This window comes from Algoriphagus sp. NBT04N3, from assembly GCF_019443765.1.
Lineage (GTDB): Bacteria > Bacteroidota > Bacteroidia > Cytophagales > Cyclobacteriaceae > Algoriphagus > Algoriphagus ornithinivorans.
Genome location: NZ_CP048415.1, coordinates 1,101,064 through 1,112,693 on the forward strand (window position 1 = coordinate 1,101,064; position 11,630 = coordinate 1,112,693).

General features: G+C 36.7%; 8 protein-coding genes and 1 CRISPR repeat array. Of the genes, 7 read left to right on the forward strand and 1 reads right to left on the reverse strand.

The window, feature by feature from the left end:
- The first annotated feature begins 424 nt into the window (after positions 1–424).
- From cas9 to cas2, 7 genes are read left to right on the forward strand one after another with little or no spacing between them, the layout of a single operon-like run.
- Positions 425–3,181, forward strand: coding sequence for a type II CRISPR RNA-guided endonuclease Cas9 (gene cas9, locus GYM62_RS04705; RefSeq protein WP_219958524.1), 2,757 nt, complete (start codon positions 425–427; stop codon positions 3,179–3,181).
- Positions 3,182–3,234: 53 nt separating this feature from the next.
- The gene (locus tag GYM62_RS04710; protein WP_219958525.1) at positions 3,235–3,621 is read left to right on the forward strand and encodes a helix-turn-helix domain-containing protein; all 387 of its coding nucleotides are present in this window, start codon (positions 3,235–3,237) and stop codon (positions 3,619–3,621) included.
- Positions 3,578–4,246 (forward strand): IS30 family transposase, encoded by a 669-nt coding sequence (locus tag GYM62_RS04715; RefSeq protein ID WP_219958526.1) that lies wholly within the window; start codon positions 3,578–3,580, stop codon positions 4,244–4,246. The genes GYM62_RS04710 and GYM62_RS04715 overlap by 44 nt, the downstream gene beginning before the upstream one ends.
- A gap of 12 nt (positions 4,247–4,258) precedes the next feature.
- Positions 4,259–5,665 (forward strand): hypothetical protein, encoded by a 1,407-nt coding sequence (locus GYM62_RS04720; RefSeq protein WP_219959407.1) that lies wholly within the window; start codon positions 4,259–4,261, stop codon positions 5,663–5,665.
- Positions 5,666–6,262, forward strand: a complete 597-nt coding sequence (locus GYM62_RS04725) for a transposase (protein ID WP_219958527.1) — start codon at positions 5,666–5,668, stop codon at positions 6,260–6,262.
- Between the two features lie 52 nt (positions 6,263–6,314).
- On the forward strand, positions 6,315–7,211 hold the full coding sequence (gene cas1 / locus GYM62_RS04730) for a type II CRISPR-associated endonuclease Cas1 (protein WP_219958528.1): 897 nt from the start codon (positions 6,315–6,317) through the stop codon (positions 7,209–7,211).
- Positions 7,204–7,551: a CRISPR-associated endonuclease Cas2 gene (cas2, locus tag GYM62_RS04735; RefSeq protein WP_219958529.1), complete on the forward strand. Its 348-nt coding sequence runs from the start codon at positions 7,204–7,206 to the stop codon at positions 7,549–7,551. The genes cas1 and cas2 overlap by 8 nt, the downstream gene beginning before the upstream one ends.
- A 126-nt stretch (positions 7,552–7,677) precedes the next feature.
- A CRISPR array of direct repeats spans positions 7,678–8,392; the repeat unit is 35 nt; unit sequence GCTGTGATTCCTACAGGAAAGTACCAATTTGAAAG.
- A 199-nt stretch (positions 8,393–8,591) separates the two neighbouring features.
- On the opposite strand, the gene GYM62_RS04740 is transcribed toward cas2, so the two are convergent.
- A complete protein-coding gene (locus tag GYM62_RS04740) occupies positions 8,592–11,366 on the reverse strand; it encodes an outer membrane beta-barrel protein (protein ID WP_219958530.1) in 2,775 nt (924 codons plus the stop codon).
- Positions 11,367–11,630: the final 264 nt, after the last annotated feature.

Sequence of the window (11,630 nt, forward strand, 5' to 3'; positions counted from 1 at the left end):
TTCTACAGAGTTAACGGAGGATAGCACGGAGGGCCACCAAGAATTTTTTTTATGGAAATCAAAACCGCGGTGCAGTAAAACTCTGAATAGCCACGGGTGAAACTCGGGTTGTTTGATTAATTATCTACCTGACCCTCCCGCCCATGAAATTCATTGGGAGGCTGAACTAAAGAGCGGGGAGGAGTTATTAGTTTAAAAGCTGAGATTAACCAATGGATGATAATGTTAGTTAGAATAAAAATTCTATAATAAAACTTAAAAATACCCTGAACAGGGTATTTTTTTTTGGGATTAAGTTTCTACTTTGCTTTTAAAACTAAAGAATAAAAATAAAAGCCCTACAGAAGTATGCAGGGCTAAGAAATCTTCGGCTTATAGCCTTGTTGTGAATTGTCTTTCATTTCAAATGTAAACATAAAAAATAATGGAACAAATTTTTGGGATTGATTTAGGAACTAATTCTATTGGAGCGACACTTAGAGAAGGAAAGCAATTTCCTTGGTTTGGAGTATATACCTTTAAAAAAGGCATTGGTGAGGGGAAAGCAGGAGAATATTCATTTGCGGCTGAAAGAACCACTAATAGGTCATCAAGAAGACTACATAACGCACGGAGGTATCGTATTTGGGCTACTCTTGAATGTTTGATCAATTATGGTTACTGCCCACTGAACATCGAAAAACTTGATAAATGGAGGAAATATTCTAAAAGTGAAGGAAGGAATTTTCCTGTCGAAGATGATCCATTTCAAAAATGGATAAAATTAGATTTTGATCAGGATGGAAAACCTGATTACTCAAGTCCATATCAATTAAGGAGAGAGTTAGGTAATTCTCCTCTTGATTTATCTATTGAGAATAATCGATTTAAAATTGGTAGGGCACTCTTTCATATAGCTCAAAGAAGAGGATTTAAAAGTAGTAGAAAGAATGGTTCAAATGAAAAAGTAGCTATTTTCAAGGGAAGTTCAGAAACGGGTACTATTGGTAGAAATGAATATGAACAACTTCTAAATGATCATAAAACATTAGGAGCGGCATTTGCTTACCTAGAAGATAAAGGCATTAGAATTAGAAATAGATACACCCTTAGATCTGACTATGAAAAAGAAGTTGATGTTATTTTGGAAGTTCAGAGGCTGGAAGAAACTCAATTTAAATCGGAAATAAAGAAGGCAATATTTTTTCAGAGGCCTTTAAGATCCCAAAAAGGTTTGGTTGGTAAATGTACATTAGAGCCCCAAAAACCAAGATGTCCAATAAGTCACCCATTATTTGAGGAGTACAGGGCATGGAGTTTTTTAAATAATATAAAGTACTATAATTCTGAAACTGGTAAACTGGAACCACTACCATTAAATCTGAAAGAGGAGTTATACAATGAGAAATTTTTCTTGAAAGGGAAAAATGATTTTAAGTTTCTTCAAATTAACAAGCATATACAAAAAATCACTAACAAGAAATGGAGATTAAATTATAAAGATGACACCACTGTTCCTGCCTGTCCTGTTTCTGCTCGACTTAGGTCTTTGTTTGGAGTAGGTTGGAAAAATTTCCAACACATAAAGATGATTACTAAATATGGAAGTCAGAAAGAAGTGTTCTATTCTATTGATGATATTTGGCATATATTATTCTCATTTGAAGACGAAGAGATTCTTGAAGATTTTTTTAAAAGTAATTTTGATTTCAATGAAGACCAATTAAGAGAATTGAAATCCTTATGGAATTCTTTTCCAGTGGGGTACGCTTCTTTAAGCCTTAAGGCAATTAATGGTATTTTACCTTTTTTAAGAGAAGGATTAATTTATACTGAGGCAGTTTTGCTTGCCAAAATTCCAGAGGTGATTGGAAAAGATCTATTTAAAGAAAATGAGGATTTTATTAAAAAGAGAATTACTGATGCAATTGAAGAAAATAGGAGACAAAAAAATGTTATTTCAATTGTTAATAAGTTAATTTCTGATTACCACTTATCTGATTATAAGCAAGGTTATAGAAATCCTCAATATGTCCTTGATCAAGATGATTTTAATGATGTTCATAAATCAATTTTGGCGCACTTTGGTGAAGAATCTTGGAATAAAGAGTCTGAAAAAGAGTATTTCATAAATAACATAAAAGCTTTATATCAAGAGTTTTTTAAATCACATGATAGAAAGCATTTTTCTAGTCCGCATTTACTTGACTATATAAAAGAAATTCTAAAGGATGAATTTCATATTGACCCTAATGAACTAAAAAAACTTTATCATCCATCTCAGATAGATATTTACTCACCAGCAAAAAGAGCTGATGATGGAAACTTATACCTTCCTAGTCCAAAAACTGGATCATTCAAAAATCCAATGGCATATAAAACGCTATTTGAATTGAGGAAAGTCATAAACCATCTAATTAAAGACGGCAAAATTAATGAAGATACTAGGATAGTGGTTGAAGTGGCACGTGACTTAAATGATGCTAACAAAAGATGGGCAATAGAAACCTATCAAAGAAATAGGGAGAATGAAAATAGAGAAATTGCTTTTGCGATCTCTCAATTAATTAAAGATCCAGACTTTAGGGGTAATGCAGACCCAGATAATCAAACAGATAGAGAGAAACTAAGGCTTTGGACAGAACAAAGTCCAGACCCTAATGAGTTTTGGAAAGAAATTCTTGCTACCAAAGATGATGTTAAAAAATTTAGACTTTGGAAAGAACAAGGCTGTAAATGTATGTATACAGGAGAATTGATCCCTCTAACAAAATTATTTGATAAAAATATTATTCACTTCGAACATACAATTCCTCGGAGTAAATCATTTGATAATTCTCTCGCAAATTTAACAGTATGTTACTCCAAGTATAATACGGATGTAAAAAAGAATAAACTACCAGTTGAGCTTCCAAATTATGATAAAGATACCTCTGAGGGTAAAGCAATAAAACCGCAATTAGTTGATTGGGAGAAAAGAGTGGATTCTTTATATAAACAAATTGAAGTAGCGAAATCAAAGTCAAGAGGAGCAATAGATAAGACGACAAAAGATGATGCTGTTCGGAGAAAGCACATGCTTCAAATGGAATTGGATTATTGGAAAAACAAACTTGATAGATTCACAAGAAAAGATGTGCCAACTGGTTTTAAAAATAGCCAATCCCAGATTCAAGTAATAATTGCAACACTAATAGTTTAAGGAAGGAAGCCTAGGCTTCCTTCCTTAGGCTGAATAATTAAATTAGTGTTGACATGCAAAAATTCAATCAGCTCAGCCTAGAGCAAAGATATCAAATCGAGGTTTTAAACAAAGAGGGATTCAGTCAAACTGCAATAGCCTGTCGGGTCGGCGTACACAAAAGTACCATCAGTAGGGAACTGAAAAGAAACACTGGGAAACGGGGACGTAGTGCAGGAAATTACTCAGCACGCATAGCAATGAACCGGGCTCAAGAACGCCATAAATACAAACCCAAACACAGACGGTTTACCGAGGTAATGAAGGAGCAGAGCAGAATCTGGCTGGAAGATGAAAAACTGAGTCCGGAACTGATTGCCGCCAGGTGGAGAGTCAATGGCCAACCGGGAGTGTCCCATGAGACCCTCTACCAATGGATCTGGCTGGCAAAAAAAAAGTAACCATTGGCAGTTCAGGAAGGATAGAGGATTATACAAACATCTCAGACACGGTAAAAGAAAACGTAAAAGAGGTAATTACAGGGATTCCAGAGGACTGATCAAAGAAAGAGTTTCCATTGAAAAAAGGCCTCCCGTAGTGGAGCAGAGGCAGCGGATCGGTGATATTGAAGTGGATCTGATGATGGGTAAAAACCATCAATCGGCACTTCTGGTACTGGTAGACCGGGCTACTTTAATCACCACGTTGGAAAAGTTAGAGGGTAAGAACGCCGATGTCATTGAACAGAAAATAACCAGAAGAATCGAACGGATTGGCGCCTCATTTTTTAAATCAATCACGTTCGATAATGACAAAGCCTTCGCAAACCACCATCGAATCAGGGATAAATTCAACCTGCCAACCTTTTTTACAAGGCCCTATACGTCTCAGGATAAAGGAACGGTGGAAAACAGAATTGGATTGATCAGGGCTTTTTTACCCAAAGGAACAGACCTGAATCAGTACTCGGTGGAACAAATTCAATCCATAGAATTAAAAATCAATAACAGACCCGTTAGAAAGTTTGATTACCTTAGTCCATTACAAAAACTCAAACAAAAATTAGGTGTTGCATTTATGAATTGAACACGGCAATTAATAGATAGTCAATTAATTGCTAAATATGCCTTTCATTATTTGAAAACAGTATTTAATAGGGTTGATGTTCAAAAAGGAACCGTAACCTCTTTATTTAGAAAGATTTATGGTGTTCAACCAAAAGAAGAAGTAAAGGATAGAGGTAAGCATTATCATCATGCAATTGATGCTGCCGTATTGACTTTGATACCGAAAGCATCTGAGAGAGAAGCAATTTTACAAAAGTACTTCTTAGATATTGAAAACAGCCAATTTAAAGATTATCCAATTGCCCCATTTGAAGGATTTGGTCATCATATGTTTGATGATATAAAACAAAAAATTCTTATCAATAATGTACCCAATAAAGATCAAGCTTTTTCTCATAGTAGAAAATTAGTCAGGAAAAGAGGTAGAGTTGTTTGGCTAAGGGATAAAAATAGAAATTTGATTTTTGATGTGGAAGGGAAAAAAGTCCCAAAAGTTGCCACTGGCGACTCTGTAAGGGGACAACTTCATTTGGATACATTTTACGGGAAAATAAAAGTTGTTCAAAGAAGTGAGAATGGTGGGCCGAAAAGAGATGATGATGGGAGTTTTCTATATAGCCAGGTTAATGGTAAGGATGAAATGTGGGTTGTTGGAAGAAAACCAATAACAGATTTAAAAATAGATAAAGATGTTATAGTTGACCCATTTATAAAAACCCACATTCAAAATCAAATTGCTTCTGGAATCTCACTTTCAGAGTTGAGAGATTTTAATGGTAAAATTATTAGAAGAATTAGAGTCAGGGTTAAAGCAGGTAGGGGATTTCTTGATGCGGATAATATAACAGAGCTAAAGGAGCAGACTTATAAGTCTAAATATGATTACAAGAATATCTATTACACCAATTCTGGAGATAATTATGCTTTTGGGTATTATAAAGGAATCCACCAAAGAAAGATAGTTTCAATCAATCTTTTTGAAGCATCTAAAGTTGGAAAGCTTAATGGTAGTTTTAAACCTGAAGATCTTTTTGAAAAAAGAATAAAACTTGGTTCAGGAAAAAATCAAGAAGAGGTTGACCTATATCATGTTTTTTTTGTGGGACAAAAAGTTTTGATCTTTTATTCAGATATAAAAGAACTAGTAGGGCTAGAAAATAGTATGTTATCTTCTCGACTTTATTTTGTTAAAAAGCTTGCAGATGCGAATGCCCAAAGGATTTTGTTACAGCATCACTTAGAAGGAAGAGATGATCAAAAGCTTTCCATTGACTTTCCAAAAGATGTTTTTGGAACTAAGGGTAAGGACGGTTTTTCATCTATAAGTCCTGATTTTATTGCTCCAAGATTACTATTAACTCCTTCAAATTATAATTTCGCAATAGAAGGGAAGGATTTTATTTTTGGATTAGACGGTGAGATTCAATTTAAATTATAAATGGAACCTGGCCAATCCTACCATATCTACAATCACGCCAACGGAATGGAGAATATTTTCCGGGATGTAGAGAATTACAGGTTCTTTTTGCAGCAGTATGCGAAGTATTTGAGTGGCGTGGTAGATACTTATGCTTATTGCTTGATGCCAAATCATTTCCATTTAATGGTTGGCGTTAGGTCAGACCTGGCAGGTTTTGAAAACCTGCCAGGTCTTTCTTCTACCCAGTTAGGTCATGCATCCAAAAATCCAGTCATAAAAGCTTTCAGTAATTTCTTTAATTCATATGCTAAGGCCTTCAATAAGAGGTTTGAAAGGAAAGGAAGCCTTTTTGTCGAACACTTCAAAAGAGGCCTAATTCTAGACGAACGCCAATGGCAAGAAACATTTCTTTATATCCACCTCAATCCGGTGAAGCATGGTTTTGTAAAAAATTATTCTGATTGGAAATGGTCAAGCTGGCATACTTATCAGAGCCCAAATAAACCTTCAAATCTAGATAGGAACTATTTCACCAATTATTTTGACGGGTGGGATCACGTTAAAAATTTGATGAAAGCTAAAAAAGAATGGTTGTTCAATAAAAATTTGGAGTAAATAAATGGATAAACCTGGCAGGTCTTTTTGACTTAACCGCAACTCTTATGATATGATCAAACGAACATTATTTTTCGGGAATCCCGCCTACCTCAGCACTAGAAATGAACAGCTAAATATATCTTTTCCAGAAGAGGACAAACCAGACAGAACCGTTCCAATCGAGGATTTGGGGATGATTGTTATAGAAAATCAGCAAGTAACAATCACTAATGGTCTGATTGCCAAGCTGACTGAAAAGAAAGTGGCAATCGTTACCTGCAACAGTCAGCATCTTCCCGAGGGTTTACTTCTTCCCATGCATGGCCACTCTGAACAGACTGAACGGATTCGCTACCAAATAGAAGCCTCCCAGCCACTTAAAAAGAATCTTTGGCAACAGACTGTCACAGCAAAAATCCAAAATCAAGCTGCACATCTTAGAGAAAAGGGAAAAGAGTCTCCAAGGCTTGATTATTTATCCAAAAATGTCAGCTCAGGCGACACTGGCAACCACGAAGCACAAGCGGCTGCTATTTACTGGCAAAACTTGTTTGATATCCCAGATTTCAATCGGGAACAAGCAGGTATTCCTCCTAATAACCTGCTCAATTATGGTTATTCGATTTTACGGGCCGTTATTGCTAGAGCCTTAGTTTCATCTGGGATGTTTCCAGGTTTAGGAATTTGGCACCGAAATAAATACAATGCTTATTGCTTAGCTGATGATATCATGGAGCCCTATCGACCTTACGTGGATTTAGTAGTCACATATATAGTTGACACCCATGATGATTATTCTGAATTGACAACAGAACTCAAAAAAGAATTGCTGAGTATCCCCGCATTGGACGTGAGAATCGATGGACAAAAAAGTCCCTTGATGGTAGCAGCTTCTCGAACTACCTCTTCCTTATTTGAATGCTTTGCTGGAATTAGTCGTAAAATCATTTACCCGGAGTATGGATGAAAGTTATTATTCAAGACTTAATCAATATAGAAGTTTGTGGGTTTTAGTTTTTTTTGACTTGCCCACTGAAACTCGGAAGGATAGAAAAATAGCCACTACTTTCCGAAAGAAACTATTGGATGATGGTTTCGGGATGTTTCAGTTTTCTATTTATATGCGCTTTTGTGCTAGTAGAGAAAATGCAGATGTGCATATCAAAAGAACCAAGAAAAACCTTCCTGCAAAGGGAAAGGTAGGAATCATGTCAATAACAGATAAGCAATTTGGAATGATGGAGGTTTTTTTTGGAACAAATAAGCAAGAGACGGAAGCACCCAGTCAGCAATTAGAGTTATTTTAATAAAAAGAGACCTACCAGGTTTTTTAAACCTGGTAGGTCTGATTTCAAAGGGCATTTTTAATGCGATTTTTTTAATCCTAATTCCAATCATAAATCACAGCATACCAGTCACTTAGCTTGGGGTATGCTGTGATTCCTACAGGAAAGTACCAATTTGAAAGCAATTCACAACTCCCCTGCCTATTCTGCTTAGCAATCCCTTGCTGTGATTCCTACAGGAAAGTACCAATTTGAAAGCAATTCACAACAGGATGCCCCAACAGACGGAAGCCACTATGCTGTGATTCCTACAGGAAAGTACCAATTTGAAAGCAATTCACAACTGTCGCAGATCGATATAGTCCCGCTCCACCGCTGTGATTCCTACAGGAAAGTACCAATTTGAAAGCAATTCACAACTCTGGTTTGTAATTTTCGAGCTCTTGGTTGGCTGTGATTCCTACAGGAAAGTACCAATTTGAAAGCAATTCACAACCGCTTCCACTTCGCTTAAAAAGGCCTCAAGGCTGTGATTCCTACAGGAAAGTACCAATTTGAAAGCAATTCACAACATATAGAAAAAAACACGATCGGGGCTGACGCTGTGATTCCTACAGGAAAGTACCAATTTGAAAGCAATTCACAACTTTGCCATTTCTGGTAAAGCCACCGATTAGCTGTGATTCCTACAGGAAAGTACCAATTTGAAAGCAATTCACAACTTAATCCGTGGTCGCAACAAACAATCTGTGCTGTGATTCCTACAGGAAAGTACCAATTTGAAAGCAATTCACAACGGTATTGCTGTTGGATAGCTGCTTGATCTGGCTGTGATTCCTACAGGAAAGTACCAATTTGAAAGGTAATGCACACAATATGATTGTTGTTAAATCGAAAATTCTAGTTCGGATCAATAGAATTGGGCTGCTTCCATAAACCTATCTCAAACACGCTAAAAGTACAAAGATCATTTTCCCTATGCAGCCCGTAATTCCTAAATCCGATATCTAAATCAAGGTCTCTGACAATTTTCAGATTTTTGATTTTAGCCTTCATCATTACTACCTACCACCCCTTACTCTCCCGTCATCTCCGGTATTGATCAGTTCATTGTAATCATCCATGTCCATTCCTTTACTGAATCTTCGGATATTATAACTGAAGGTCAGCATTACATAGCGTTGCAAAACGTTGGTTTGCACATCCTCAATAAAAGTCTCAGAGATATTTCTGCGAATGTTGTTGTTCTGTCGGAATAGGTCATAGACATTCAAGCTGATTTCTCCTCGCTGATTGTTGAAGATCTTCTTGCCCAAACTCATATTAACCAAGGTGAAATTAGTATCGAAGCCTTCGGAAAGGCCAGAATTCACTTGGTGAGTCAAATCCAGTCTATACACAAAACCTTCCCAAATGATCCAGTTGAAATTGATTCTACCTCTCTGATTGAAAAACTTGTTATTCAAATTCGGATTGAGCGTGTTTTCTACATCATTGAAGGAAAATCTTGTCCAGATGTTAAAGTCAATCTGATCACTGATATTACTGCTGATGGAAAATCCAGTGCTGAGTCTTCTGGAATTATTAAAACCGTTTTGGAAATTCACTAATGTGGGTCTTTTGGTGTAAGCAGCTCCAAAATTCATATTGAAATTGGACTTGATAAATCCTGCAGGAATACCATAACTCAACCAAGATCTAAAATCCCAATAGCCGTCTAAGTTTACCGGTCTAAACAACTGACTGCCCTGTTCCAAGATGATTCCATTTTCAATTTCTGTCGCTTCCTGAGCAATAAAAGAACTGTTACTGATTGTGTTTTTCACAAAAGAAGATTGAGCAAAAAGGAACCAGTTTCTATCTGTTTCAGGATTGTTGCTTCTGAATCTAACTCTCAATCGGTTACTGTAGGATTGATCCAAATCCGGGTTTCCTACATACAATTGCAATGGGTTGGAGTTGTCGACTACAGGTTGCAATTGCCTTAAGTTTGGCTCATTGGTTCTGGTATCGTAATCGAATTGGATGTTGGTGTTATCAGAAAATTTATAATCAATTCTGACAGTTGGCTGGAAACTTTGGAAAGTTCGCTGCAATTCAAAAGTCAAAGGAAAGCCCTGACTATTGTCCAGTTTGGCATTTTGATATTGTCCTTCCACCTGAAATTTCAAGCCATCTTTTGAATATTGATACCCTAACTCCACTTCCTGAGTTAAGAATTTGCTTTCAAAAGTATTACTTAAAGCAGTATCCAATCTTAATTCAGGATCACCTGGAGTTTCATCGATTACATCAAAAATCAACTGGTCTGAATCATTAATTCGGTTTCCGATTTCATATTCCAATTCAAATTGGCTTCTTTCACTCACTGCCTCTGTGAAGGAAATTCCTGTTTCCCAAGAAAGCCCAGTTCGATCTCTGTTTATTTGTTGATTGATAGTTTCAGTTCGGAAAGTTGGGGAGAAAAACTGGTTTTCAGCCAGTCGGTTGGCCCTATCCTCATTGGCATTATTTCCCAATCTAGCTCTAACAGTCATGGTTCTTCCGGACTTATCAAATTTGTGACTGTAGAAAAAGCGATTGAATAGATCGTAATCCTTGTTTTTTGCTGTTCTAGTATTCTCTACTGAATTGATCAAATCTTCTCCATTGGTCGTTTCCCCAAAGAAATCTGAGTTTTCTGTTTCGAACCTTGCCGAAAATCTAGGGATATATAAGATCCTGTTTTTCTCATCAATATTATATTCGAAGCGCATATCAAATTGATGCTGGTTGTTCAATCTGGTATCATTGCTTACTTCATCATAAAATTGATCCGTTTCATTATTTGTGATAAACTCACGGAAGCGTATTTCTTGCCCGATATTTTCTCTGCGACTGAATACATAGCTTCCCGAGACCTTTATCTTTTTACCCCAAAGATCTGAGTAGTTTAAGCCAGCCAAATTTGTATTAATGATCCCATTTTGAGGCCTCGCATTGTCCTGAGCATTGGGATCGGAGGAGTAATCAGTCAGGTTAATATTATTGGAAAGTCCGGTAAAAGTAATGCGCTGATCCTCGTTGAAAGCATTGATACTTGCTCCCACCACATAGCGATCATCGCTTCCATAGCCTGCTGAAGTACGTCCAAATTGCCCTTTTCTTCTATTTGGCTTAGTAATGATGTTGATAGTTTTAAGCCTTTCTCCATCATCGAAACCACTCAATCTGGCTTTTTCGCTTAGCTGATCAAAAATCTCAATGCTTTGAATTACTTCTGCAGGCAAATTTTGTAAGGCTGTTCGTACATCAGTTCCGAAAAATGGCTTTCCATCCACCAATATCTGCCCAATATTTTCACCTTGAGCTTGCAGAGCTCCGTCAGCGGAAGTTACTCCCGGTAATTTTTCAATCAGTGTCTGAGCGCTGGCATCCCGCATAGTCTTGAAGGCATCAGCATTATACATTGTTGTATCTGACTTTTGCTGACTGGTAGACCTTCTTGCAGAGATGGTTACTTCTTCTAAAGCAGTTGCCTCTTCTTGGATTGATATGACACCTAGGTCAATATTTCGTGCAACTTGGAGGCTTCTGAACAGGTTTTGATAGCCTAAATACTGGACTTTCAATAAATATTCCCCTTCGCGTACATCTTCGATTTCAAAATTTCCATCTAAATCTGAAATCATTCCATCCACCTGGGTGGAATCGTTTACACGAAGAAGTAAGATGGTCGCATTAGGGATTGCTGCCTTGGAGCCTGATTCCTGAACTCGTCCTTTGATAGAGTAGGTTTGGGCTATTAATGTGGTAGTTGCAAAAAAGAATAGCAGGATACTAAATTTTACTCTCATTGGTAGGTTTACTGTAATTCGCTGATTTGAAGCGAAGATTGGTTTTAGTTTTCGATACAAAGGAAAGTCCTGTCAGAACTAATTGTTTGAACTTTTCGCTGAGCGGTCATATGTGAAAATGAAAGCTTACCGATCGTGTAAAAATTTAGTCTTTCCTATGCACTAAGTGCCTGATAATTTTATGATTTAGACTCCTTTTTAGTAAAAAATGACAATGCCTGTCAGAAATTTATGTAAATTTTATAAACCTATTGATGTTTATAA